The sequence below is a fragment of the Methylobacterium sp. E-066 genome (genome assembly GCF_022829635.1).
Lineage (GTDB): Bacteria > Pseudomonadota > Alphaproteobacteria > Rhizobiales > Beijerinckiaceae > Methylobacterium.
Genome location: NZ_JAKSYO010000115.1, coordinates 64,851 through 90,084 on the forward strand (window position 1 = coordinate 64,851; position 25,234 = coordinate 90,084).

General features: G+C 69.1%; 21 protein-coding genes and 1 pseudogene. 10 read left to right on the forward strand and 12 right to left on the reverse strand.

Features of this window, described 5'->3' with window-relative positions; genetic code table 11:
* Nucleotides 1-137 precede the first annotated feature (137 nt).
* A complete protein-coding gene (locus MKL20_RS16725; RefSeq protein WP_244037604.1) occupies nucleotides 138-1,649 on the reverse strand; it encodes a leucyl aminopeptidase in 1,512 nt (503 codons plus the stop codon).
* A gap of 183 nt (nucleotides 1,650-1,832) precedes the next feature.
* Here MKL20_RS16725 and lptF point away from each other — a divergent pair, with 183 nt between their 5' ends.
* From lptF to rsmA, 5 genes are all read left to right on the forward strand, one after another.
* Nucleotides 1,833-2,993, forward strand: a complete 1,161-nt coding sequence (gene lptF / locus MKL20_RS16730) for an LPS export ABC transporter permease LptF (RefSeq protein ID WP_244037605.1) — start codon at nucleotides 1,833-1,835, stop codon at nucleotides 2,991-2,993.
* A gap of 7 nt (nucleotides 2,994-3,000) precedes the next feature.
* Nucleotides 3,001-4,089 carry an LPS export ABC transporter permease LptG gene (gene lptG / locus MKL20_RS16735; protein WP_244037606.1) on the forward strand — a complete coding sequence of 363 codons (1,089 nt, stop codon included), beginning with the start codon at nucleotides 3,001-3,003 and terminating at the stop codon, nucleotides 4,087-4,089.
* 78 nt (nucleotides 4,090-4,167) lie between these two features.
* Nucleotides 4,168-6,747 carry an LPS-assembly protein LptD gene (locus MKL20_RS16740; protein ID WP_244037607.1) on the forward strand — a complete coding sequence of 860 codons (2,580 nt, stop codon included), beginning with the start codon at nucleotides 4,168-4,170 and terminating at the stop codon, nucleotides 6,745-6,747.
* 312 nt (nucleotides 6,748-7,059) lie between these two features.
* Nucleotides 7,060-8,178 (forward strand): 4-hydroxythreonine-4-phosphate dehydrogenase PdxA, encoded by a 1,119-nt coding sequence (pdxA, locus tag MKL20_RS16745; protein ID WP_244037608.1) that lies wholly within the window; start codon nucleotides 7,060-7,062, stop codon nucleotides 8,176-8,178.
* Nucleotides 8,175-9,029: a 16S rRNA (adenine(1518)-N(6)/adenine(1519)-N(6))-dimethyltransferase RsmA gene (rsmA, locus tag MKL20_RS16750; RefSeq protein WP_244037609.1), complete on the forward strand. Its 855-nt coding sequence runs from the start codon at nucleotides 8,175-8,177 to the stop codon at nucleotides 9,027-9,029. Before pdxA ends, rsmA begins: the two co-directional genes overlap by 4 nt.
* Nucleotides 9,030-9,353: 324 nt before the next feature.
* On the opposite strand, the gene MKL20_RS16755 is transcribed toward rsmA, so the two are convergent.
* The 3 genes from MKL20_RS16755 to MKL20_RS16765 form a co-directional block, all read right to left on the reverse strand.
* Nucleotides 9,354-10,319 (reverse strand): Tim44 domain-containing protein, encoded by a 966-nt coding sequence (locus tag MKL20_RS16755; protein ID WP_244037610.1) that lies wholly within the window; start codon nucleotides 10,317-10,319, stop codon nucleotides 9,354-9,356.
* 124 nt (nucleotides 10,320-10,443) lie between these two features.
* Entirely contained in the window at nucleotides 10,444-11,541 is a 1,098-nt protein-coding gene (locus MKL20_RS16760) for a two-component system sensor histidine kinase NtrB (RefSeq protein WP_244037611.1), read from the reverse strand.
* A gap of 121 nt (nucleotides 11,542-11,662) precedes the next feature.
* Nucleotides 11,663-12,295, reverse strand: a complete 633-nt coding sequence (locus MKL20_RS16765) for a helix-turn-helix transcriptional regulator (protein WP_007567824.1) — start codon at nucleotides 12,293-12,295, stop codon at nucleotides 11,663-11,665.
* A 592-nt stretch (nucleotides 12,296-12,887) separates the two neighbouring features.
* Between MKL20_RS16765 and MKL20_RS16770 the strand changes: the two genes are divergently transcribed.
* From MKL20_RS16770 to MKL20_RS16785, 4 genes are all read left to right on the forward strand, one after another.
* Complete coding sequence (locus MKL20_RS16770; protein ID WP_244037679.1) at nucleotides 12,888-13,238, forward strand: DUF952 domain-containing protein; 351 nt, start codon at nucleotides 12,888-12,890, stop codon at nucleotides 13,236-13,238.
* Complete coding sequence (locus MKL20_RS16775) at nucleotides 13,235-14,311, forward strand: quinone-dependent dihydroorotate dehydrogenase (RefSeq protein ID WP_244037612.1); 1,077 nt, start codon at nucleotides 13,235-13,237, stop codon at nucleotides 14,309-14,311. The genes MKL20_RS16770 and MKL20_RS16775 overlap by 4 nt, the downstream gene beginning before the upstream one ends.
* Before the next feature lie 339 nt (nucleotides 14,312-14,650).
* Complete coding sequence (locus MKL20_RS16780) at nucleotides 14,651-16,948, forward strand: FdhF/YdeP family oxidoreductase (RefSeq protein ID WP_244037613.1); 2,298 nt, start codon at nucleotides 14,651-14,653, stop codon at nucleotides 16,946-16,948.
* Between the two features lie 171 nt (nucleotides 16,949-17,119).
* On the forward strand, nucleotides 17,120-17,383 hold the full coding sequence (locus MKL20_RS16785; RefSeq protein WP_244037614.1) for a hypothetical protein: 264 nt from the start codon (nucleotides 17,120-17,122) through the stop codon (nucleotides 17,381-17,383).
* Here the strand turns inward: MKL20_RS16785 and MKL20_RS16790 are convergent.
* The 8 genes from MKL20_RS16790 to motA form a co-directional block, all read right to left on the reverse strand.
* Complete coding sequence (locus MKL20_RS16790) at nucleotides 17,368-17,850, reverse strand: VOC family protein (RefSeq protein ID WP_244037615.1); 483 nt, start codon at nucleotides 17,848-17,850, stop codon at nucleotides 17,368-17,370. The genes MKL20_RS16785 and MKL20_RS16790 overlap by 16 nt on opposite strands.
* 30 nt (nucleotides 17,851-17,880) lie before the next feature.
* Nucleotides 17,881-18,345 (reverse strand): SRPBCC family protein, encoded by a 465-nt coding sequence (locus tag MKL20_RS16795; RefSeq protein WP_244037616.1) that lies wholly within the window; start codon nucleotides 18,343-18,345, stop codon nucleotides 17,881-17,883.
* 42 nt (nucleotides 18,346-18,387) lie between these two features.
* Nucleotides 18,388-18,807 (reverse strand): VOC family protein, encoded by a 420-nt coding sequence (locus MKL20_RS16800; protein WP_244037617.1) that lies wholly within the window; start codon nucleotides 18,805-18,807, stop codon nucleotides 18,388-18,390.
* A gap of 509 nt (nucleotides 18,808-19,316) precedes the next feature.
* A complete protein-coding gene (locus tag MKL20_RS16805) occupies nucleotides 19,317-20,486 on the reverse strand; it encodes an SDR family oxidoreductase (RefSeq protein WP_244037618.1) in 1,170 nt (389 codons plus the stop codon).
* A gap of 171 nt (nucleotides 20,487-20,657) precedes the next feature.
* Complete coding sequence (locus MKL20_RS16810) at nucleotides 20,658-21,512, reverse strand: MipA/OmpV family protein (RefSeq protein WP_244037619.1); 855 nt, start codon at nucleotides 21,510-21,512, stop codon at nucleotides 20,658-20,660.
* 292 nt (nucleotides 21,513-21,804) lie between these two features.
* Entirely contained in the window at nucleotides 21,805-22,629 is an 825-nt protein-coding gene (locus MKL20_RS16815; RefSeq protein WP_244037620.1) for a phytanoyl-CoA dioxygenase family protein, read from the reverse strand.
* A 276-nt stretch (nucleotides 22,630-22,905) separates the two neighbouring features.
* Complete coding sequence (locus MKL20_RS16820) at nucleotides 22,906-23,766, reverse strand: flagellar motor protein MotB (RefSeq protein ID WP_244037621.1); 861 nt, start codon at nucleotides 23,764-23,766, stop codon at nucleotides 22,906-22,908.
* 22 nt (nucleotides 23,767-23,788) lie between these two features.
* Nucleotides 23,789-24,652 carry a flagellar motor stator protein MotA gene (motA, locus tag MKL20_RS16825; protein ID WP_244037622.1) on the reverse strand — a complete coding sequence of 288 codons (864 nt, stop codon included), beginning with the start codon at nucleotides 24,650-24,652 and terminating at the stop codon, nucleotides 23,789-23,791.
* Between the two features lie 263 nt (nucleotides 24,653-24,915).
* On the opposite strand from motA, the pseudogene MKL20_RS16830 reads away from it, so the two are divergent.
* Nucleotides 24,916-25,232: pseudogene (locus tag MKL20_RS16830) on the forward strand (IS6 family transposase); the annotation flags it as partial.
* Between the last annotated feature and the right edge of the window lie 2 nt (nucleotides 25,233-25,234).

Here is a 25,234-nt window from a genome sequence, read left to right on the forward strand (position 1 = left end):
CTGGAAGTCTCCTTCGAGGGCGCCGCTGCGCGTCGCCACCTCAGGATGAGGGGGGTGGGTTGGATAGGCGTGAGTCACGACTGAGCTAGCCTCGGTCGAGTCCCGCGGGCGCGGTAGCGTCGCGCCCGCGATCCGCCTCACCGCGCCTCGTAATGGTCCCGCACCAGCCGGTCGAGCAGGCGCACGCCCCAGCCGGCGCCCCAGCTGCGGTTGATCTCGCTGGCGTTCGACGACATCGCCACGCCCGCTATGTCGAGATGCGCCCACGGCACCTCCTCGACGTAGCGCTTGATGAACGAGGCCGCGGTGGCAGCGCCGCCGTGGCGGCCGCCGGTGTTCTTCATGTCGGCGAACTTGGAGTCGATCGCCTTGTCGTAGGCCGGGATCAGCGGCATCCGCCAGACCTTCTCGCCGGTGGCCTCGCCGGCGGCGTTGATGTTGGCGGCGAGCGCGTCATCGTTGGAGAACATCCCGGCGATGTCCTGGCCGAGCGCCACGATGATCGCCCCGGTCAGGGTCGCGAGGTCGACCATGGCCTTCGGCTTGGCGCTGCGGACGATGTGCGTGATCACGTCGGCCAGCACGAGGCGGCCTTCCGCGTCGGTGTTGATCACCTCGATGGTCTGGCCGGACATAGAGGTGATGATGTCGGAGGGGCGGTAGGAGCCGCCATCCGGCATGTTCTCGACGATGCCGATGGCGCCGACGACGTTGCAGCGGGCCTTGCGGGACGCGAGCGCGTGGAGCGCGCCAACCACCGCGGCCGCGCCGCCCATGTCGCCCTTCATGTCCTCCATGCCGCCGCCCGGCTTGATCGAGACGCCGCCGGAATCGAACACCACGCCCTTGCCGATGAAGGCGATGGGCGCCTCGCCGGCCGGGCCGCCGTTCCAGCGCATGATCACCACCCGCGGCTCGCGGACCGAGCCCTGCGCCACGGCGAGGAGCGCGCCCATGCCGAGTTCACGCATCTTGGCCGGCTCCAGCACCTCGATCTCGACGCCGAGCTTCGACAGCTCCGAGGCGCGCCGGGCGAACTCTTCCGGGAAGAGCACGTTCGGCGGCTCGTTCACGAGGTCGCGGGCCAGGATCACGCCCTCGGACAGGGTCCGGGCAGCCTCGCCCTCGCGCGACGCCGTGCCGTGCTCGGCGAGCAGCAGGGTGAGCGCGGTGCCGCCCTTTTCCTCGGCGTCGGGCTTCTTCTTGGTCTTGTAGCGGTCGAACGTGTAGGTGCGCAGGCGCGCCCCGAGGGCGAACTCGCCGGCCTGCTCGGCGCTCACCGTCGTGCCCGGCCAATCGAGCACCACCCGGGCCGAGCGGCTCGAGACCTTGCTGGCGGTGAAGCCGCCGAGCACCGGCCAGTCGATCTTAGCCCGGTCCTTCTCGGAGCCCAGCCCGACCACCACCAGCCGGTCGGCATGGACCCCCGCCGGCGCCGGCAGGCTCAGGGCACTGAGCGAGCGGCCCTTGAATTTTTCCGAGGCCGCAGCCTTCGCCACGAGGTCCGCGCCCGCGCTGCCGAGCGCCGTGCGCGCCGCCGATCCGAGGGCGAGGTCGTCGCCGACGAACACCACGAGATCGCCCGATCCCCCCGGGCCCTGGCCGCCCTGCTCCAGGGGGCCGAAACCGATCTCGATACCGTCCGCCATACCCGTCGTCCTGCCCAATGTTCCGCAGCCGTTCCCACGCTCGGGCCGTGCCGCAGGGCGTGGTCCGCTCTGTGTAGCCGGTGAGGCGGCAAACGCAACGCGGCGCGACAGCCCTGGAATCGCCCCTTTTGTCGGGTCCCTGCCGAGCCCGGGGGCGAGGGAACGGGCGGGACTGCCGGGCCAATGAGGCAGATCGAGCGCTACATCTTTCGGATCGCCCTGGGCGCCAGCCTCGCCTGCCTGATCGGCCTCACCGGCACGATCTGGCTGACGCAGGCCCTGCGCGAGCTCGATCTGGTGACTGCCAAGGGGCAGACGCTCCTGGTCTTCTTGTTCGTCACCGGGCTGTCGCTGCCGACGCTGATCGTGGTGATCGCGCCCGTGGCCCTGTTCATCGGCGCCGTCTACGCGCTGAACAAGCTCAACGGCGACTCTGAGTTGATCGTGATGTCGGCGGCCGGCATGCCCCCGCGCGCGCTGCTGCGGCCTTTCCTGACCCTGGCGCTGTTCGTGAGCTTTCTGGTCGGCTTCCTGGTGCTGGTGGTGATGCCGGCGAGCTTCCAGGAATTGCGCGACGTGATCACTCGGGTCCGGGGCGACTTCATCGCGAACGTCGTCAAGGAGGGCCAGTTCACCCAGCTCGACAACGGCATCACCTTCCATTTCCGCGAGCGCGGGCCGGGCGGCGTGCTCAAAGGCCTGTTCATCCAGGACCGGCGGGAGGCCGGCAAGACCAAGGTCTACCTGGCCGATCGCGGCACCGCCGCCGATATCGACGGGCAGAGCTTCCTGATCCTGGAGAACGGCAGCGTCCACCAGCAGCAGAAGGACTCTCGGGATTCCTCGATCCTGACCTTCGAGCGCTACACGATCGACCTCGCGGCCTTCGCGCCGCCGGATTCCGACACGGTCTACAAGCCGCGCGAGCGCTCGACCGCCCAGCTCCTGTTCCCCGACCAGACCGAGGGCTACTACAAGCTCCAGAAGGGGCGGTTCCGGGCGGAACTCCACGACCGGCTCTCGGCCTGCCTCTACCCCCTGGCCCTCGTCTTCATCGCCTTCGCGGCACTCGGCGACCCGCGCACCACCCGCCAGGGCCGCGGGCTGGCCATCGCCGGGGCGATCCTGGCCGTGGTCGGGTTGCGGATCGCGGGCTTCGCCGCGGTGAGCGCGGCCACGCGCAGCGCCGGGGCGGTGACGGCGATCTACGGGGCGCCGATCCTGGCGATCGCTCTGTCGTGCCTGCTGATCTTCTTCGGGCCGCGGGTGCGTGCCTACAACGTGGCGCTGGCGGGCGCCCTGCGCGCCCTGTTCCGCGCCCCGCGCCTCGTCCCGGCACGCTGAGCCCCCGATGCTGATCGGTCCGACCCTCGGGCGCTACTTCGCCGCCCGGTTCGCCCGCACGGTGCTCGGCGTCTTCGTCACCGTGTTCGCCCTGGTCTACACCCTCGACTTCGTCGAGCTGCTGCGCCGCGCCGGCGAGGCCGAGGGCGCTTCCACCGGGTTGATGGCGCAGCTCTCGCTCTACCGCACCCCCGCGGTGGCCGAGGGCGTGTTGCCCTTCGCGGTCCTGTTCGGCTCGATGGCCGCCCTGCTCCAGCTCTCGCGCAAGCTGGAACTGGTGGTCGCCCGGGCGGCCGGAATTTCTGCGTGGCAGTTCCTCCAGCCCGGTTTCTTCGTGGCCCTGGCGCTCGGGGCGGTGGCGGTCGGGATCTACAACCCGGTCTCGGCCCTGCTGAAGCAGCGCTCCACCGAGATCGAGGCGAAGATTTTCGCCAAATCGACCAAGGCCGGCTCCGGCAAGGACCTCTGGATCCGCCAGCGCGGCCTCGACGGCGAGGCGATCATCCGGGCCGAGACCGCCATCGAGGGCACAACCACGCTGGCCGGCGTCTCGGTTTTCACCTTCGATGCGGCCGGCAAGTTCGCCGAGCAGATCATGGCCGCTCGGGCGACGCTCCATGACGGCTACTGGGAGCTCTCGGACGTGCGCCTGCTCGCCCCGGACGCGCCGCCCGAGTCGTTCGACACCTACCTGATCGCCTCGAACCTCGACCCCGGGCAGGTCCGGCAGCGCTTCACCCCCCCGGAATCTGTGCCTTTCTGGCAACTTCCCACAACCATCGCACGGACCGAACGGGCCGGTCTCGACGCCACCCGATACCGTCTTCAGTACGATGTCCTGTGGGCGCGACCGGTCCTGTTCCTGGCGATGGTGATCGTCGCCGCAACCGTTTCCTTACGGTTCTTCCGCTTTGGTGGGGTCGGTAAACTCGTCCTCGGCGGTGTGGCGGCGGGCTTCGCCCTCTACGTGGTCCGACAGGTCATGGAGGGGCTCGGCGCGTCCGGACTCGTCGCCGCACCGGTGGCGGCCTGGTTCCCGGCCGTGGTAGGCAGTCTTCTCGGTACGCTTACGCTTCTGTACCAGGAAGACGGCTGACGCCCGTGATCCATCGCGGGACGGGAGACGGGTGTGTGAGGTTGGTGGCGGATCACGTCACAGGGGTTGGGTCGCGCGTTGCGTAAGGTCGCCCACATCCTGCGGAAGACGGCCCTCCTGGCTGCGCTGGCGCTCGCCGCGCCGCTGGCCGGGGGCGTCTCGGCGCATGCGCAGGGGCTCCCGGCTCCGAAGCTCGGCAAGCCGGGCGACAAGCTGCTCGTCGAGGCCGGCGAGCTGATCTACGACAACGATCACAACACGGTGACCGCCCGGGGCAACGCCGAGCTGCATTACGGCCCGCGGACCCTCCAGGCCGACAGCGTGCGCTACGACCGCGGCACCGGCCGGGTCTTCGCCCAGGGCAATGTCCGGCTCACCGAGGCCGATGGCGGCGTCGTGACCGGCGAGCGCATGGAGCTCACCGACGATTTCAAGACCGGTTTCGTCGACGCGTTCCGGGGGCAGCAGACCGTGCAGCGGCGCGCCGAAACGGTGCGCACGCGCTTCTCCGCGCCGCGGGCCGAGCGCCTGAGCGGCGAGCAGACCAGCTTCGAGGCCGGAAGCTACACCGCCTGCGAGCCGTGCAAGGACAATCCGGAGACGCCGCCGCTCTGGCAGATCCGCGCCAAGAAGATCATTCACGACAACGAGACCCACACGATCTACTTCGACGATTCCACGCTGGAGATCGCCGGGATCCCGGTCGCGTACCTGCCGTATTTCGAGGCCGCCGACCCGACCGTGCGGCGCAAGACCGGCTTCCTGACGCCGCGCTTCATCTCGACCACGGCGCTCGGCCGGGGCGTGTCGCTGCCGTACTTCATCAATCTCGCGCCGAACTACGACCTGACCATCACCCCGACCCTGCTGAGCCGCCAGGGCGTGCTCGGCCAGGCCGAGTTCCGCCAGCGGATCGACAACGGCTTCTACAACATCCGCGTCTCGGGCATCTCGCAGACGACGCCGTCGGCGTTCCTGCCCAGCCCGCTCGGCGCCGGCGAGCGCGATTTCCGCGGCTCGGTGGAGTCGCAGGGGCGGTTCTACATCAACGACCGGTGGCGGACCGGCTGGGACCTCGTCGGCGTCACCGACAAGTGGTTCCTCGACAATTACCGGATCCGCAACCAGAACATCACCACGGATTATTTCCGCGAGGCGACCTCGACCGCCTACCTGGTCGGCCAGGGCGACCGGTCATGGTTCGAGGCGCGGGGCTACTACTTCAAGGGCCTGTCGAGCTTCGACTGGCAGAAGCAGCAGCCGGTGGTCGCGCCGGTGATTGACTATGACAAGCGCGTCAACGGTCCGTCGGAGATCGGCGGCGAGGTTCGGTTCCAGGCCAACATCACCAGCCTGACCCGTGAGACCACCCAGTTTCAGGGGCTGCCCCGCACCTCGAGCTACCTGTTCTCGCCGAGCGTGAACGGCGTCAGCTTCCCGCTCTACCAGACCTGCACCTACTTCCAGCGCGGTCTCTGCGCGATCGACGGGCTCGCCGGCACCAACACGCGCGCCTCAGCCGAGCTGTCCTGGCGCCGGAGCTTCATCGACGAGTGGGGCCAGAAGTTCACGCCGTTCGCCTATCTGCGCACCGACGCGTTCTTCACCAATCCGAGCTTCTCCGGCTACCAGAACGACCTCGCCCCCCAGGTCGCCAAGATCGACGACGGCTTCGCCGGCCGGGTGATGCCGGCGATCGGGCTCGATTACCGCTACCCGTTCGTCGCCAATTTCGGCGCGCTGGGCGTCCACACCCTGGAGCCGATCGGCCAGATCATCGCGCGCCCGTCCGAGACCCGGATCGGCCGCCTGCCGAACGAGGATGCCCAGAGCCTGGTGTTCGACGACACCTCGCTGTTCGAGTGGGACAAGTTCTCGGGCTACGACCGGGTCGAGGGCGGCGTCCGCACCAATCTCGGTGGCCAATATTCCGTGGTCACGCCGTCGGGCTGGTACACCAACATCATGTTCGGCGAGTCGATCCAGCTCGCCGGGGTGAACTCGTTCCGCCGGGGCGACATCGCCAATGTCGGGCTCGATTCAGGCCTGGAGACCCAGCGCTCCGACTTCGTCGGGCGGTTCCAGGTCTCGCCGAACCAGAACATCACCTTCATCACCCGGGCGCGGTTCAACCAGGCGGATTTCCACGTCTCCCGTCTTGAGACCGGCGCGACGGCGCGGTTCGCGCCGTTCCTGCCGCTCACGGTCTCGGCCTTCTACTCATACTATGAGGCGCAGCCGCTGCTCGGCTACAGCCACTACCGTGAGGGCGTGACCGCCACCGCCACCTACAACATCACGCCGAACTGGTTCATCTCGGGCTCGCTGCTGGTGGACCTCACGCACTATCTCGACGTGCGCAACACCTACACGGACGCCTTGTCGTCGTACCTGTCCAACCCGATCGGCACGGTCCCGACCTACGAGAACCCGGGCCGGTTCTACCTCTCGGGCGCGAGCTTCGGCGGCGGCTACCAGGACGAGTGCACGACCATCTCGCTCAACTACATCAACTCGCCGATCGCCACCGCGACGGGCGTCCGCGAGCGCAACCAGACCGTGCTGCTCCGCCTCGAGCTGAAGACCCTGGGCGAGGCGGATCTCCGCCAGAACGTCGGCACCGCCACCACCGCGGACGGCATCGCCACGGTGCGGTAGTTTTTGGGGGATCCGGCCCCGACTTAACGCACGCCGTCCCTCCCCCCTCTGCGGGGGAGGGTGGCCCCTGCGTTAGCAGGGGTCGGGAGAGGGGAGCCCGGGTTCAGGAAAGCGAGCGACTGGCATGACGGGCGAAGCCCGATCCTGCACCGCCGCTCCCCTCTCCCGACCCGGCCTGACGGCCGGCCCACCCTCCCCCGCAGAGGGGGGAGGGAGAAGTGCCTAGACCGCAAACCTCGCCGGCCAAGCGTGACGCGCCGTCACCCCCGCCAAAAAGATGCGCCCCGGCCCCGCCGGCGCTATAGACCCAAAATGCCGCCTCTCGCCCTCACCCTTGGAGACCCAGCCGGGATCGGCCCGGAGCTGGCACTCAGCGCCTGGCTTGGACGCGGCGGCGCGAATCCGCTGCCGCCGTTCTTCCTGGTCGCCGATCCGGATTTCATCGAGCGCCTGGCGAACCGCCTCCACCGGCTCGTCCCGGTGGCCGAGGTCGACCCCGAGACCGCCGCCGAGGTGTTTCCCCGGGCGCTGCCCGTCGTGCCGCTGCCGAGTGGCGCCAAAATCTCCGCCGAGCCCGGCGCGCCGGATTCCGCCAATGCGGGGGCGGTCATCGAGTCCATCACCGCCGCCGTCGCCTTCGTGGCGGCCAAGCGCGCCAGCGCGGTGGTGACCAGCCCGATCGCCAAGTTCGTGCTGACCCGGGCGGGCTTCGCCCATCCCGGCCATACCGAGTTCCTGGCCACCCTCTCGGTCCCGCCGGGCCGCACGCCGCCGCGCCCGGTGATGATGATCTGGAGCGACGATCTCGCCGTGGTGCCGGTGACGATCCACGTGCCGCTGAAGGACGTGCCGGGCCTGCTCACCCAGGAGCTCGTGGAGGAAACCGCCCGGATCGTCGCCCGGGACCTGCGCGACCGGTTCGGCCTGCCGGAGCCGCGCCTGGTTCTGGCCGGCCTTAACCCGCATGCCGGCGAGGCCGGGACGATCGGTCACGAGGACCGCGACGTGCTCGCCCCCGCGGTGGCACGGCTGCGGGCCGCCGGCATCGACATCCGCGGCCCGCTCCCGGCCGACACCCTGTTCCACGCCCGGGCCCGGGCGACTTACGATGTCGCTTTGGCGCCGACTCACGACCAGGCGCTGATCCCGATCAAGACCATCGCGTTCGACGACGGCGTCAACGTCACCCTCGGGCTGCCCTTCGTGCGGACCTCGCCCGACCACGGCACCGCCTTCGACATCGCCGGAACCGGTGCCGCCCGGCCCGACAGCCTGATCGCCGCCCTGCAGCTGGCCCGGCGGCTCGCCGACACCGAGGCGGCGCGCACCGGTCAGGGGCCTGCCGGCGCCGACATCATCCCGTTCAGCATCTATGCCGGGCGGCCACGCGCATCGGGCGCCCAGCATTTCGACGCCGAGGACGAGCTGTGAGCGACGGAGACGGTCTGCCGCCGTTGCGCGAGGTCGTCGCCCGGCACGGGCTGGAGCCCAAGAAGGCCCTCGGCCAGAATTTTTTGTACGATCTGAATCTGACGGGGCGGATCGCCCGTGCGGCAGGGCCGCTCGACGGTGTCACCGTGGTCGAGGTCGGGCCGGGCCCCGGCGGCCTGACCCGGGCGCTGCTGGCCGAGGGCGCGTCCCGGGTCGTGGCGATCGAGCGCGATCCCCGGGCCTTGCCGGCTCTGGCCGAGATCGCCGCGCATTATCCCGGCCGGCTCGAGGTGGTGGATGCCGACGCGTTGGCCTTCGATCCGCGGCCGCTGATCGGCACTGGCCCCGCCCGGATCGTGGCGAACCTGCCCTACAATGTCGGTACGGCGCTCCTGACCGGCTGGCTCGACGGCGAGGCCTGGCCGCCCTGGTGGGACCAGGCGGTGCTGATGTTCCAGCGCGAGGTCGCCGAGCGCATTGTCGCCGGGCCGGAGACCCGGGCCGATTACGGCCGGCTCGGCGTGCTGTGCGGCTGGCGCACGGAAGCCGACATCCTGTTCGATGTGAGCCCCTCGGCCTTCGTGCCGCCGCCGAAGGTCACGTCCAGCGTCGTGAGGCTGGTGCCGCGGGCGCAGCCCCTGCCCTGCCGGGCGGGCGCCCTCGAAGCCGTCACCCGGGCGGCGTTCGGCCAGCGCCGCAAGATGCTCCGCCAGAGCCTGAAGGCGCTGACCCCCGAGCCCGGCGCGCTGCTGGCGGCGGCCAAGATTCTGGAGACGGCCCGGGCCGAGGAGGTGCCGGTGGCCGGGTTCGTCACCCTCGCCAACCTGTGGGACGCGGCGCGCGGACGGTAAAACAGTCGGCCGAGCGTTCCGAGATCGCGCTTCGGTTTCGACCTCCACCCCGTCATTCCGGGGCCGCGAAGCGGAGCCAGGAACCCAGAAACGCAGGTGGAGCAAGACTTTGCACCCCTGGCGGCTCTGGATTGCCGCCTCCGGCGGCCCCTTCGGGTCCGGGCTCGCCTGCGGCGCCCCGGAATGACGGGTTTGATCCTACGGCTGCCGGAACGCCCGATCCGGCGCGTGGCCAAAAAAATATAAAAAAACCGGCGCCGCGGAAGCGGCGCCGGCTCGAAAACTGCGCCCCGGCCTAAGCGGCCGGGACGCCAAGGCCCGAAACTAGCGGGTCTGCTGGATTGCCGAGAGCACCCAGCCGCGGCCGGGCTGGCGCTGGAAGGTCCAGAGCTCCGTCGCCTCCGGGGCCGGCTCGGTCTTCACGATCCGGCCGCTGGCGCGGTCGACCATGACGTCCTTGAGGGCGTAGCGCATCGCCACGGTGGCGTAGTCGGTGCGGTCCTCGCCCCAAGCTTCCGCGAGGTCGCCCTGCAGCAGCTGCACGTCCGTGATCTTGTTGACCACGCCCTGAGCGGCGTTGTTGCGCAGCTCCTCGTCGAAGTAGCCGGCCATCTCGGGCGTCGTCAGGTTGCCCAAAGTCACGCGATCCTCGCGGGAATAGGCGTCCTGGATGTCGCCGAGCAGGCGTTCGAACGCCTGGTAATCGGCCGGGCTGATCTCGACCTTGCGGGTCTGCACCGGGCGGGCGCCGCCGAAGGAACCGGCTGTCGGGTTCGGGCCGCCCATCGGGCCACCTGGGTTCGAGCCGCCGTCCAGCGTCGAGCGGGCGTAGGGCGCACCGGCGCCGGCCGGCTCGCTGCGGCGGCGGAAGAACCGCACCGCCAGCATGACGACCAGCACCACGAGGCCGACCTGGAACAGCAGGCCGATCATGGAGGCGAGGCCGCCGAGGCCGCCGAAGAAGCCGCCGCCGAGAAGGGCGCCGAGCAGGCCGGCGCCGAGCAGGCCCGCGAAGAAGCCGCCGCCGAAGCGACGCCCCGGCGCGGCCGGCGCCTGCATCCCGGGATTGGACATGCCGGGAGACGGCGCGGTCTGGGACCGCTGCATGGTCATGCCGCCGCCCGGCGCCGTCGGCGTGGCCGAGGGGGCGGTGTAAGTCCGCGAGCCGCGCGAACCGAAGGATCCGCCGCCGCCCGGACGGGCTTCTGCGACGGGGGCCGCGACGGTCAGGGCAGCGGCCAGCGCCAGGAAGGCGGCCGTGCGCCGACGGCGCGAGAATTGGGTGAGCATGTACGCGCCTCTGAGGACGAGAACCGAATGGCGGAGATCGCCGACGATCATATGGTGACGGCTCAGCGCGGGTTTTAGTCCGCGCCTCTCGACGTCGTGATGACGTTTGTCGCCGGCCGTTGCCTCAGTGCAGCGTTCGGTCCGGCGCGGCCGGGAAGGCTAGGCGCACCTCGGTGCCCTCCCCGGCCCGGCTGTCCAGGGTGATCGTGCCGTTTTGGCGCTTCATCAGGCCGTGGACGATGGCGAGGCCCGCGCCCCGTCCGGCCTCGCGGCTGGTCTGGAACGGCGCCAGCGCCCGGGCCAGCATCTCGGGCGACATGCCCGTCCCGGTATCGCTCACCGTGATCCCGACCGTGCCCGGCCCGGGCTGGTACATGGCCCGGTCGTTCGGATCGACCCGGAAGGTCGAGAGCGTGAGGGTGCCGCCGCTCGGCATGGCCTCGCCGGCATTGGCGACCAGATGCCGCAGGGCGAACTCGATCTGGGTCGGGTTGCTGATCGCCCGCGGCAGGCCGGGCGTGGTGTTGACCGTGAGGCGGATCCCGGCCGGCAGGTCCGGGGCGAGGCGCTGAGCCAGATCCGCTACGATGGCGTCGAGGTCCACCGGCCGCACGTCCGGGGCGATTCGGCGGGAATAGGCCAGGAGCTGGCGGGTCAGGATCGCGGCCCGCTCGGTGGCGTCGGCTGACCGCACGAGCGCCCGCTGGATGAACGGCTCGGGCCTATCGCCCAGCCGGCGCTTCAGGCCGTCGATGTAGCCGATCAGGATCTGGAGGAAGTTGTTGAACTCGTGGGCGACGCTGTTGGTCAAAAGCCCCAGGGCCTCGCGCTGCCGCGACAGCGCCAGCGCGCCTTCGGCCTCGCGCCGCGCGGTCACGTCGAGGATCTGGCAGATTGTTTCGTCGCCATCGGGCAGCCGCCCCGCGGTGAGGTTCGCCCAGAAGCTGGTCCCATCGGAGCGCAAAGCTAGGAATTCCTGCGGCGCGTCGCCTGAAAAATCGGGCACTGACCCGCGGGTCGCCAGGATCAGGTCGAGGCCGCGCTCGGCCAGCGCCCGGGCCGGATGCCCGGTGAGGCGCTCGAAGGCCGGGTTGGCGTAGCGAATCCGACCGCGGGCATCGACGAGAAACGTCGGCGTGGGCAGCGCGTCGAGGAGCGCGCGGGCTTGGCCCTTGAGCGGCCCCTCACCTTCCGCGCCGTGATCCGTCCCGGGCTGCGTCATGCTGCGTCCGAGCTGAGCGGGTGCGGGAAACCCGCGACGAGGCCCGCGATAGCGACGAACCGCGGCCGGGCCAAGTGCGGCGGGGCCAAGTGCGGCGGGTGTGTTCTCGGCGGGACGCGGCCTACTGGCGGACCCACATCACCCGGGCCATCCAGGCGACCTCGCCGATGTTAAGGACACGGTCCTCGTGCTCCGGGTTGAGCGAGACCAGCTCCACGGTCCGGGCGGTGCGGCGCTTCAACTCCTTGGCGAGGACCTCGCCGCCATGGAGGCGCACCACGACGCGGTCGCCCTTGCGGACGCTGGCGGTGGGCGAGACGATCAGCACGTCGCCGTCGCGGAACAACGGCTGCATGGAATCGCCCTGGATCTCCAGCGCGAAGGCGCGCTCCTCGCCGAGATCCGGGAACTCGATCTCCTCCCAGCCGGCGCCGCCGGTGGGCATGCCCTCGTCGGTGAAGAGGCGCCCGGCCCCGGCCTGGGTCAGGCCGATCAGGGGCACCATAGTGCGGGCGGGTATCTCCCTGGCCTCGATCAGCCGCAGAAACTCGTCCAGGCTGGCGCCGGTGGCGGCCAGGACCTTCGAGACGGATTCCGTGGAGGGCCAGCGCTTGCGCCCGTCGGCGCCGATCCGTTTGGAGCGGTTGAAGCTCGTGGCGTCGAGGCCGGCGCGCCGGGCGAGCCCGGAGGCGGAATAGCCGTGGCGCTCCGCCAGGCGGTCGATGGCGTTCCAGATCTGCTCGTGAGACAGCATGTCGGGCTCGGCGGCTCAACCTCGTCGGGCCGGCGCCCCCGTCTCGCCAGCCGGCACCCGGCTGCCTCGGGGGCACGGAAGCAGTCTCCCCGGAGGATGCGGACCGAACCCGCCGGAGAGGTGCGGAATACTGAAAACCGTCACGCGCCCGTCCGAAGCAGCGGTTTCGGACGCGGTTCTATGACGCTCAGCCTAGTCGTAGGAAAGTAGAACTACAACCTGCAGAATGCAATCGCCCTTGGAATCGATCTGGTTTCCGGGTGTTGCCGGTGGTCAACGCCGTCTCTCGGGCGTCACTCTGATCGACGCCCATCCAACCCAACCCCCCTCATCCTGAGGTGCCCGGCGATCAAAGATCGCGGGGCCTCGAAGGAGCCCTCCAGACAGCAAAGCGATCCCTGGAGGCCTCCTTCGAGGGCTCCGCTTCGCTACGCCACCTCAGGATGAGGGCTGGGGTGGGATAGACCCCTTCACGACCCCCTCCGCCGGCATAGTCTATCGGTCCCGTCCCGGTCGCCCAATGCTGCCCTCCGCCCTGGTTCCGGTCCCGGGGGCGATGGGCTATGGACGCGCCGACCCCCGGGGAATGACGATGCCGCTCATCTACAAGATCTGTCCGCGTGCCCTCTGGCGCGAGGCCGAGGCGGCGGGCCGATTCACCGGCGCGCCCGTCGATCAGGCCGACGGCTTCATCCACTTCTCCACCGCCGAGCAGACCGCCGAGACGGCATCCCGCCACTTCGCCGGCCAGGGCGACCTGCTGCTGATCGCCGTCGAGGCCGAGAGGCTGGGCGCGGCCCTGGTCTACGAGCCCTCGCGCGGCGGTGCCCTGTTCCCGCATCTCTACGGCGACCTGCCCCTCGCGGCGGTGGTGTCGGTCGAGGAGATGCCCCTGGGCCAGGATGGGCAGCATGTCCTGCCCGCGGGGATCCCGCGCCCATGATCGCCGCCGCCTTCCCGCTGGTCCGCCCGCTGCTGCACCGGCTCGATGCCGAGCGCGCCCACGACCTGACCCTGCGCGCCCTGGCCCTGCTGCCGGTGGGGAAGCCGACGGCCGACGACCCGCGGCTCGCCGTGGACCTTCTTGGGCGGCGGTTTCCCAATCCGGTCGGCCTGGCGGCCGGCTTCGACAAGGGCGCCCGTGTGCCGGACGCGATGCTCAGCCTCGGCTTCGGCTTCGTGGAGGTCGGCGGCGTGGTGCCGCGGCCCCAGCCGGGCAATCCGCAACCCCGGGCGTTCCGCCTCGCCGCCGACCGGGCCGTGATCAACCGCTACGGCCTCAACAGCGAGGGGTTGGACGTGGTGGCCGGGCGGCTCCGGGCCCGGGCCGGCCGTCCGGGCATCGTCGGAGTCAATATCGGGGCCAACAAGGAGTCCACCGACCGGCTGGCCGATTACGTCGCCTGCACCCGGACCCTTGCCCCGCTGGTCGATTTCGTCACCGTCAACGTCTCCTCACCCAACACGCCGGGCCTGCGCGACCTCCAGGGCGAGGCCTTCTTGGACGAGCTGCTCGCCCGCACGGTCGAGGCCCGCGACGCGGCTGGCGCCCGCGCGGCGGTGTTCCTGAAGATCGCCCCCGACCTGGCCCTCGACGCCCTGGACGCGATCTGCGCCACGGCGCTGAAGCGCGGCGTCCAGGCTTTGGTGGTCTCGAACACCACGGTGGCGCGGCCCCAAAACCTTCGGGAAAAGAGCCTCGCCCGGGAGACCGGCGGCCTCTCCGGCCGGCCGCTGTTCGGCCCGGCGACCCGGATGCTGGCGCAGACCCGGCTCCGGGTCGGCGACAAGCTGCCGCTGGTCGGCGTCGGCGGCGTCGATTCCGCCGAGGCCGCCTGGACGAAGATTCTGGCCGGGGCGAGCCTGATCCAGCTCTATTCGGCGCTGGTCTATGACGGGCCGGGTCTGGTGGATCGCATCAAGGCCGGCCTGCTGAAGAGCATGGCGGCGGACGGCGTCGCCGTCCTCCATCAGGTCGTCGGCCGCGACGCGGAGGAACTGGCCCACGCGGCGTGAGGGCCGTTCGTTCGGGCTCTTCCCACCCGCTCATCGTCCTTGCGAGCGCAGCGAAGCAACCCATTGCGGCGCGCGAGCGCCGAACGTAGCGTATCCCTAGGTTGCTTCGCTGCGCTCGCAATGACGGATCGGAATCGAGCTTTCGGCGACCCAGTCCGAGCGCAACCGAGCGTTCCACCCGCCAATTTAGAAAGACTTTCGCAAGCTGTGACTTAGCCTGTGCCCCGCGCATGAGGGGCCTGCACGCGCCCTCCATTGTGAGGGGCCCGTCAAGCCGCTTATCTCGCGGTTGCGAATTGGCGAGCCGATCTCGCTTTCAGAGAACATCCAGGACACTCCATGGCCCAGCCTGACGGGGCTCCGAAGCGCTCATCCGCCGCCGGCGGCTGGGGTGCTCTGAAGAGTTGCGGCAAGCACCTGCTCGGCTCGCGCGCGCCGCTGTCGGGGGCGCGCGCCCTGCTGAAGGCCAACCAGCCGGACGGGTTCGATTGCCCGGGCTGCGCCTGGGGCGACCCGGAGCACGGCTCGTCCTTCGAGTTCTGCGAGAACGGCGTGAAGGCGGTCTCCTGGGAGGCCACCGACAAGCGCACGCCGCCGTCCTTCTTCGCCCGCCACACGCTCACCGAGCTGCGGACGTGGAGCGACTACGCCCTGGAGGGCGAGGGCCGCCTCACCCACCCGATGCGCTACGATGCGGCGAGCGACCGCTACCTGCCGGTGAGCTGGGACGAGGCCTTCGCCGAGATCGGCGCGACGCTCCGCGGCCTCGACCATCCCGACCAGGCCGAGTTCTACACCTCCGGCCGCGCCTCGAACGAGGCCGCCTATCTCTACCAGCTGTTCGCCCGCGCCTACGGGACCAACAACTTCCCCGACTGCTCGAACATGTGCCACGAGGCCAGCGGCGTCGCGCTGATCGACGCCATCGGCATCGGCAAGGGCACGGTCCTGCTGGAGGATTTCGAGAAGGCGGACGCGATCTTCTGCGTCGGCCAGAATCCCGGCACCAACCATCCGCGCATGCTCGGCGACCTGCGCCGGGCGGCCGAGCGCGGCGCCAAGGTCGTGGTTCTGAACCCCGTGCGCGAGCGCGGGCTCGAGCGCTTCGCCGACCCGCAGAACACCGTCGAGATGCTGCGCGGTGCCAGTGGCGCCATCGCCAGCCACTACCTCCAGCCCCGCTCCGGCGGCGACATGGCGGCCTTCCGGGGCATCGCCAAGATCGTGTTTGCCCGCGACGCCGAGGCACTCGCTTCCGGCCGGCCCTCGCTCCTCGACCGGGCTTTCCTGGAGCATCACACCGCCGGGCTCGACGCCTATCGCGCGGCTGTGGACGCCACGAGCTGGGAGGCGATCCTCGACCAGTCAGGCCTGACCTACGACGACATCTCCGCCATGGCGGACGTCTATCTCGGCGCCGAGCGGGTGATCGCCACCTGGGCGATGGGCGTGACCCAGCACCGCCACTCGGTGGCGACCGTGCGGGAGATCGCCAATCTGCTGTTCCTGCGCGGCCATATCGGCCGGCCCGGCGCCGGCCTGTGCCCGGTGCGCGGCCATTCCAACGTGCAGGGCGACCGCACGGTCGGGATCAACGAGCGCCCGTCCGTGGCCTTCCTCGAATCGCTGGAGCGGCATTTCGGCCTCGCCATGCCGCGCAAGCACGGCCACAACGTCCTGGCGGCGATCCGGGCGATGCGCGACGGCACGTCGAAGGCGTTCATCGGCCTCGGCGGCAACTTCCTGAGGGCGACCCCGGATACCCCGGTGGTGGCGCAGGCGCTGGCCTCCTGCCGCCTGACGGTCCACATCGCGACCAAGCTCAACCACGCCCATCTGGTGCCGGGCGCGATCGGCTACCTGTTGCCCTGCATGGGGCGCACCGAGATCGACCGGAACGCGGCGGGCAAGACCCAGATCGTGACCGTCGAGGATTCGATGAGCATGGTCCACGGCTCGGGGGGCATCAACAAGCCGGCCTCGAAGGAGCTGCGCTCCGAGATCGCGATCATCGCCGGCATCGCCCAGGCCACCGTCGGCTCGGCCGCGATCGACTGGGCCGGGCTCTCGGCCGATTACGACCGGATCCGCGAGGCGATCGCCGCAACGATCCCGGGCTTCTCCGAGTACAACACCCGGGTGCGCAAGCCCCGCGGCTTCATGCTGCGCAACCTCGCCGCCGAGCGGGTGTTCGAGACCGCCACCGGCCGCGCCAACTTTTCCGCCGACGCCCTGCCGGCCGAGACCGAGCATCAGGTCGCGAAGAAGTCGCAGAACACGTTCGTGCTGCAGACCTTCCGCAGCCACGACCAGTACAACACCACGATCTACGGCCTCGATGATCGCTATCGCGGCGTCTACGGCGAGCGGAAGGTCTTGTTCGCGCATCCGGACGACCTCGCCGAGATCCGCGGCCGGCTGGGCGAGCGCGTCGACATCGTCGGGCTCCACGCCGACGGCGTGACCCGGCGGGCCGAGGATTTCCGGCTCGTGCCGTTCGACATGCCCCGGGGCGCGGTGGCCGGCTACTATCCCGAGCTGAACGTGCTGGTGCCGCTCTCGACCTTCGGCGAGAGGAGCGACACGCCGACCTCGAAATCGGTGCTCGTCACCCTGGAAGCCCGTGCGGCGGCATGACAGGGCTTCCGGTCGAACGCTCCGGCCGGTTCATCGTCATCACGCGCGGAGCGAAGTGACCGAGGGCATCGCGCCATCTGAAGAAGGTGGCGCCATGCTGGGTTGCTTCGCTTCGCTCGCCATGACGGTCAGGCAGCGGGGCGCCGACCCGGACACCCTATGAGCCAGCCGATGGATCGCCCGCTCGACGAGGCGGCGTTCGTCGCCGCCCTCGACCGCATCACCGCCACGCATCCCGGGATGGATCCGCTGGAAGCGGGGCTGCTGGCGGCCCTCGCTCTCGGCCTGCCCGGCGACAGCCGCGCCTTCGCCCGCACCTTCGCGGTGGAGCACGCCCTGGTGCTCCGTGCTGTCGCCGCGCTGGAGGAGGCCGGCCGGGTCACTGTCACCAGCCGTGATTCGCGCACCCAACGGACGCGCTACGATGCGGTGTAGGCGGCGGCTTCGAGCGCCGCGACGTCGAGCTTGACCATAGTCTGCATGGCCGTGAACACCCGGGCCGCCACGGCGGGATCGGCGTCAGTGAGCAGGCGCGGTAGGATCTCGGGAAAAATCTGCCAGGGCACGCCCCAGCGGTCGCGCAGCCAGCCGCACATGATCTCCGTCCCGCCCTCTGCGATCAGGGCGTGCCAGAGGCGGTCGATCTCGGCTTGGTCGACGCAGGCGACGGCGATCGAGGCGGCGGTGCCGTACTCGGCCGGCGCGCCGCCGTTCAGGGCCTGGAAGCTCTGGCCTCCGAGGGTGAAGGTGATCAGGATCACGTCACCGGGCTCGCCCCCGGGCCAGGGACCCGGTGCCCGCAGGATCTCCCCGAGGCTGGAGCCGGGCACCAGTGAGACGTAGAAGCGCGCCGCCGCCTCGGCGTCGCGGGCGAACCACAGGCAGGTGCTGACCTTCGACATGACGGTCCCTCCGTGCGGCTGGGATCGGGGCTACAAGCCGGCGGCAAGCGCCGCGAGCTGATCGGCGCAGCGGCCCCAGCCGTCGTGGAAGCCCATGGCCTCGTGCGCCGTGCAATCGTCGGCCGACCAGTGCAGGGCGCGGGCGGTGTAGCGGGTGGCGTCGCCCTCGGGCTCGAAGGTGATGATGCCGGTGAAGAACGGCTTTGTTGAGGGCTCCCAGGCCCGCACATACGCGTCCGTGAACACGATGCGGGCGTTCTCGACCAGTTCGAGATAGATCCCCGCGCTTGGGAATTCCGTGCCGTCGGGGCCGCGCATCACGATCCGGGTGGCGCCCCCGGGCCGGAGGTCGGTCTCGGCCTCCGTGACCACGAAGGGGCTCGGCGCGAACCAACGCCTCAGCAAGTCCGGTTCGGTCCAGGCCCGGTAGAGCGCGGTCGGGGACGCGGCGATGCTGCGAGTGAGGACGAGTTCACGTCCGTTCGGATCGGTCATGGTCAAACCCTGCATCCGGGATTGCGGAGGCCGCGGGGACGGTCAGCGTGTCGGTTGGTTCATCGCCCAGACGATTCCGAACGGATCGCGCAGCTGGCCGTAGCGGTCGCCCCAGAACATCTCGGCCGGCTCCATCAGGGCGGTCGCGCCCGCCGCGACCGCCTGGGCGTAGCGCGCGTCGATGCCCTCGACCATCAGCATCAGGGTGAAGCCCTGCGGCGCCTGCAGCGGATGGCCGTGCTCTGGAAAGGCGTCGCTCAGCATCAGCGACGACCCGTTCACATGGACGTGCACGTGCATGGTCCGCCCCTGATCGTCGGCCGGCATGGCGGTGACGATCTCGGCCCCGAAGGCACGGACGTAGAACTCGGCCGCCTTCAGGGCGCCGTCCACCGTCAGGTAGGCCACGAGCCCGCCCTTTACCGGAGCCGGGGCCGGCATCTCTGGATTCGCGCTGCTCATTCTGGCGTCCCCTCCTGTGCAGCTTCGCGCCAGGGACACGCGAAGCCGGATGCAGCCGATTCGGCCGGACGAATATTTTTGCATCCCCGGCTCAATCCGTCGAGCCGCGCTTGAATATTGTCGTGAATACTGATGAGCGCGGCCGTGTTCCGCTGCGCAGACCAGGCGGCCCTGCTGCGAGGCGGGGCTTCCCTGGACCTGCCGGGCGCGTGGCATCAGGGTTGAGGCCCGCTGGCGAACGCAAAACCTGCGTCCGATCGTGCCGCGCGGTGTCCGCTCATCACGAGGCCGTGCAGGCGCCGCTGGCGCCGACCGTCAGGATGGCGGATGTCCGCGACCTCGGCCGAGGGGCCGGTCGTAACGAGCCGGCTCTCGATCCTTGATTCGATTCGCTCGCCGCCGCCGAACCGGTCTGCACTTCGGCGGCGAGCGCTCCAGCCGGTCGGGCCTTCAGGCCAGAACGGCCCGGATGTCGGCCGCGTTCACCGCGGCGCGGGCCGCAACCGGCGTCACGCGATCGCCGCCAGGGGCTGGTCCGGATGCGATGCATCCGCTCCGGGACTCGGCGCGAACATCTCCATGTCGTCGACGAACTGCTCCTCGATCTCGGCCGAGTTCGCCAGGCACACCGGCAGATACGAAACGAGCGACGGAGCCTGCTCAAACCCCTCCTCGACCAGCCGGTCGTTGGCGAAGGTGAGGTCGAGCGCGCAGAAGGCGTAATAGGCGCGGGTGGCGCGCAGCATCGCCCGCTTCGTCGCATCGTCCAGGCCGAAAACGGCCGCGAAGCGCTTGCGCAACTGGGCGCAGTCGCGGTCGAGATCGAAGGGCTGGAATGCGCGTATGCCGTCGCTCGGTTCCGCAGCCTCGAAGGCGGCGATCACATCGGCCCAACGCGTCCGGCCGGCTTTGCCCGCGGAGAGATGATAGAGGGCGTGCTTGAGATCGCGCTTCGTCAGGAGGCCGATGAGGGTCTCCGCGACCCAGTCGGCCGGAACGATGTCGACGCAGCTCTCCAGGCTGCAGGGCAGCATGCGCAGGGCATCGGCGGCTCGCAGGACCCACAGGATGCTTGAGCTCGGCGCGGCGCCGAGCGTCGCGTGACCGACGACGATCGACGGACGTCCCACGACGATCGGCAGGTCGGGGAACTGCTCGGCCAGCGAAGTCTCCGTCGCCGCCTTCGACTCCGTGTAGCCGACGATGTGCCGGGCATCGGCGGCGGGATAGGCGTATTCCTCCACGAGGCTCGGTGCGTCGGCACCGCAGATCATGGCGGTGCCGACATGCAGGAACCGCTGCAATCCCGGCATGGCCTGGGCGCGGCGTGCGAGCGCCAGGGTGCCGTCATGGTTGGTCCGGAACACGCGCTCGCCGCCCCACCAGGACGTGTCGGCCGCGAGGTGGAGAACGTGGGTGCAGGCGTCGAGCCGGGGATCCATGTCGAGGTCGGCGCGGGTGAAATCGCCGGGCACGATCTCGATCTTGCGCGCCAGGCGCTGGGCCGTGAACGCGTCGGTGAAACGCTCCAGACGCGCGGCGACGCGCTGGCGCCCCTGCTCCACGCTCGTGCACCGCACGAGGCAAACCCAGCTCGCATCATCGTCGCGGCTGAGTGCTTGATGAAGCACAGCGCCGCCGATCAGTCCGGTCGCGCCCGTCAGAAGAATGCGTGCCAACGGTCCTCTCCGCTCGATCGGGAGAGTGAGTAGCGCAAAACTTCGGAAACAATCCTGCGGCGACAGCGTAAAACGCAAACTTTGCCTGAGTGTGCCAGACTCGCAACAGTCATCACGAACGCGTGATCTTCGTGCCGGCGCAAGCTGTGCTTGATTGGTCTTATTCTGAGTTCAGGGCGTCATGCGGAATGAATAGATCGCGCCGACTGCAACCGTGAGTTCATTCGCGGTGCCGATACGCCGGACGATCGGGCTGTTCGCGGCCGAGGCGATCAACCGGTCGTAGCGGACATAGCCGAGCCCCTGCCACGCTTCGGACCAATCGTAGCTCACGGTTGCCGTCGCCCCGGCCGAGCGCGCTCCGGCGGAAGCCCGGTAGGGGGCGAGGACGGGATTCACGAGGGCGGCGGCGACCGGGACGTCGAAATCGAGATGCATGGCGGCGGCATCGCCGACGACGAAGCGCGGTCCCGCGCTGAGCGTGAACCGGCCGAAACGGCCGACCAGATCGGCCCCGAGCTTGGCGACGATCCCGTCATGGGCGCGGACGCCCTGTGTGATTTCGGCGCGCAACCTGAGCGTATCGGGGATCGGCCAGACCTCCCCGAACAGGCCGAGCCCGACGGTCGCCGGCAAGCGTGGCAGGCCGGCGAGGCGATGGTCGTCGGTGCGGGAGCGGCCTTCCCGGAAGTCCAGAACGGCGCCGACCTGGACCGGGCCACCGCCCAGGAGCGTCGCATCGAGGCCGTCATCCGGAGACCACCAGTCGCGCGGCTCGTCGGCTTTGCGGAACGACAGGTAGGGCAATCCCCAGAGCCCGGCCTCCCGGCTGCCCTGGAAGCGCGGGCCGAGTCCAGTGAATCCGCCGACCGAGAAGACGGTGTCGCGATCGAACAGGACGCTGAGGTCGTCGGCATGCGCCGTGACCGGGCTCGCCACGAGAATCGCCGCCAGATACAGGCCCGGCTTGCCTGCGCGCTGCCGTGGTTTCGAGAGTGCACGGATGTGCACGCGCAGGCGGGGCAAAGTCGTGGTTCTCCGGTTATGCAGATCTTAGAGACCGTTCTCGTGACACGACAATGTTAAAGGCAGTTGGACGTTCGTTCTCAGCCCCCCGCCGCCGAAGCCACTTCGGATCGGCCGGCGCTCCACCGCCATTTTCCGGCGCTTGAAGCGCGGCCGCCTGGGGCGTCAGCTCCGCGGCCAGCTTGCGGCAGCCTGTTCGGACGCGGTTCGGGGTGAGCTTTGGAGCCCATTCCGGTGGCGCGTGTTCGCGATCGAAGTTCAATCGGTGCCCCGTGATCCGAAGTCCCGACTCTCAATGAGCGGCTTCTTGATGCGCCCGCTTCATCACATAGCCGTTCTTCGTGATCTTCGTTCGCAACGACGACGTATAATCTTTCGCCCGCCAGTAATGCGTAACCAGGCTGCGCCGGGTGCGGGAAGGGTTCTTGATCGGCGATCCGCCGTGGAGAACTTGCCCGTGCCATATCAACACGTCGCCGGGCTGCCCGTAGAACGTGACGGGCTCGATAGCGCGCGACGTTTCTTCCGCATAGCGCAGGGCGGGGCCGAGATCGGCATCCAGCTTGGCGATCTTGCCGTGCGGGAAGACGTAGGGCGGTATCGTGTGCGAGCCAGGATAGAGGAACACCGGCCCGTTATCATCGGAATTTTCATCCAAGCATATCGAGACGGCGACCATCTTGTCTTTGACCGGAGGGGCCATGAACCAACTGTCGTAGTGTGCCCCCTGCGTGCTGCCGTAGATGAAGTTCAGCGAATTGCAGACCATCGGGTCGCCATCCAGCAGCGCGCCGAGGATGGTGGAAAGCCGTTCGTCCAGGGTGCAGGCGCGAACGATATCGGAGTTCAAGAATAGATCGTTGATCTTGATCGGACCGGAAAATGATTCCTCCGGCACGTCCGTGATCTTCATGCGCCTGCCGGCGTTCGCGCCGCTCAAAACGTCGATGCTGACATCGGGATAGGCCTCCCTGTTTCGGAGTAGGCCCGCCACTTCCGAATTGACTGCGTCTACGGTCCGATGATCGAAAAATTCGCGCAGTATTAGAAATCCGTCTCTGGCCCAAACACGGCGCTGTTCGTCAGTCAGGACGGAGCGCTTGAACAATCTCATCATGACATCTCTCAGCCAGCCGCATTCTTGGGCTGAGAATAGCCTCGTGCAGTCGTCTCGGGAAGAGATTCCTGATCGTCATCCAGGCGCTTGCCCTGCCGATCCGGCGACTCGGCACGATCCCGTCCGCTCCTCCGGAAGGTGGACAGGTTGCGGCTCGCACTCGGCCGGCCCTGATCGCGGAGCGTGCGGGTCAGCGCGCGCGCGATCAAGGACTGAGAGCCGTTCCCGATCGTAACGCGATCGAGAACGGCTCTCAGGCGGCGAGATGCCGTGTCGTCAGCGAAACGGGTTCGGGGGCGCCGGCGGGTTCGCGTGGAGCAGCGTGATCGTCACCCGTCGGTTCGGCGCGAGGTAGGGATTGTCGGGGAAAACCGGCTCGGTGTCGGCGCGTCCCACCACGGACATGAAGTTGTCGTTGGGAACCCCGGAACCCGCCAGGATCTCGCGTACGGCGAGCGCACGCCCGGCGGTGAGGTTCCAGGGTTCGACGGCCGGCGCCGAGCCCGGGCGCGCGGCGGCCGTGTGGCCGGTGACAGACAGGCGGTTGGGCAGCTTGCGCAGGGCGGGCGCGAGCGCCTCCAGCACGCGACGGGTGCGCTCGTTGGGGTCGACGGAGCCCTCGCGGAACATGGAGCGGCCGTCTTGGTCCACGAGGGACACGTTCACGCCCTCCTTGGTCGGCTCGATCACGATGTTCTTCGACAGCTCGGCGATGTCGGGCATCGACTGGAGCGCCTGCCGGAGGCTGGCTATGGCGCTGTAATCGGCCTGCGCGCTGGCGGCCGGGCGGTTGGTATCGACATCGCTGGCGCGGCCCGGCGTGTTCGGGCGCGCTCTCTCCTCCGGCTCGGCAGAGCCCCTCGCCGCGTCGCGGGGCGTGGACGCCTTGTTGCCCGACGTGTCCAGGGCGGTGCCGTAGAGCATTCCGCCAGCGCCACTGGTTGCAGGGCTCGAAGCCGACGGCGCGAAGTATTCCGCCAGACCGTTCTTCTGCTCCTGCGTCGTCATGCTGATCAGCCACATCAGCAGGAAGAACGCCATCATGGCGGTCACGAAATCCGCATAGGCGATCTTCCAGGCGCCGCCGTGGTGCGCATGCGCGGCCTTCTTGACCTTCTTGATGATGATCGTGGTCATCGGGTCCCTGCTCGATACCGGGTCAGTTCTGGGCGGGCAGAGCGGCGGTCGCCGCTTCGACTTCGTTGAAGGTCGGGCGGACGTCGCTCATCAGAGACTTGCGGGCAAATTCGACAGCCATCACCGGCGGCTGGCCGCCGATATGGGCGAGCAGACCCGCCTTGAGGGACAGGAAGTATTTGGATTCGGCCTCGAAGAGGCTCTTGAGCGACTGCGCCATGGGCCCGAAGAAGCCGTAGGCGACGAAGACGCCGAAGAAGGTGCCGACGAGCGCGCCGCCGATCAGATGTCCCAGCACCTCCGGCGGCTCCTTGATCGCCCCCATCGTCTTGATCACGCCGAGCACGGCGGCGACGATGCCCAGCGCCGGTGTTCCGTCGGCGAGCGACTGCATGGCCGAAACGACACGCTCCTGCTCCTGGTGGTGCGTCTGCAGTTCCTCATCCATGAGAGCGTCGATCTCGTAGACGTTGTTGGCGCCCAGCGTGACCATACGCATGTAATCGCAGACGAATTCGACCGCGTGATGGTTCGCTGCAAAGGTCGGGAAGGCGTTGAACAGCGCCGACGCGCCCGGATCTTCGATGTGTGGCTCGAGCGCCATCGCGCCCTTCGACTTCGCAAGTTTGAACAACGAATACTGCATACCCAGGAGTTCGACATAGCATTGCTGCGTGTATTTGGGACCCTTCACGAGCGTGCCCAGCATGGCGGGCACGGCCTTGAGCACCGGCCCGACGTTGCCGATGACGAAGGCCCCGATCGCCGCACCGAGGATGATGACGAACTCGAACGGCTGCCACAGAACGAGCAGATGGCCACCCATCATCGCGTAGCTGCCGAAGACGCAGGCGAAGACGATGATTGTGCCGACGATCAGCCGCATAGTTTGCCATCCTTTCGCGCCAGGTACAGTCCGCGCGAAACCATTCAAGATCTGGGAAATCACTGATTAAGGTTAACGGTACGTTTAGAGCCGTGGCCGGAAGATCCGCAGATGTTTGGTCCCGGCGTTGGGCGGAGCAGGTTTGACCTGACGTGAAGGGCTCGGGCGTGTCGCAAACGCGATCACGCCGGCTTTCACGGGTCGTCAGGCCTAGCTGCCGAGCCTGCCGCTCCATCCCAGGAGCCGGCCCATGATCCTCAACGCTGGCCCTCAAGCTGAAGCGAGACACGCGCGGCGACGTCCGGAGCCGGCGCTTCCAGGCCGCCCTGATCGTCCAGGCGGTTTCCAGGTCCCTGCGCTACGCGTTGAGCGACCGCGATATCGAGGCATTGCTCCTGGAGCGCGGAATGGAGGTCGATCACGGCACCGGCAATCGCTGGGTCTGGCCCACGCGCCCGCCATCGAGCGCGGCTTGCGCCGGTTCCGCAAGCCGCATTGCGGCTCGGTGCGCGTGGGTAAGACCGACATCCGAATGTGCGGTCCGTGGCGCTACCTGTACCGCGCGATCGACAAGCACGGCCG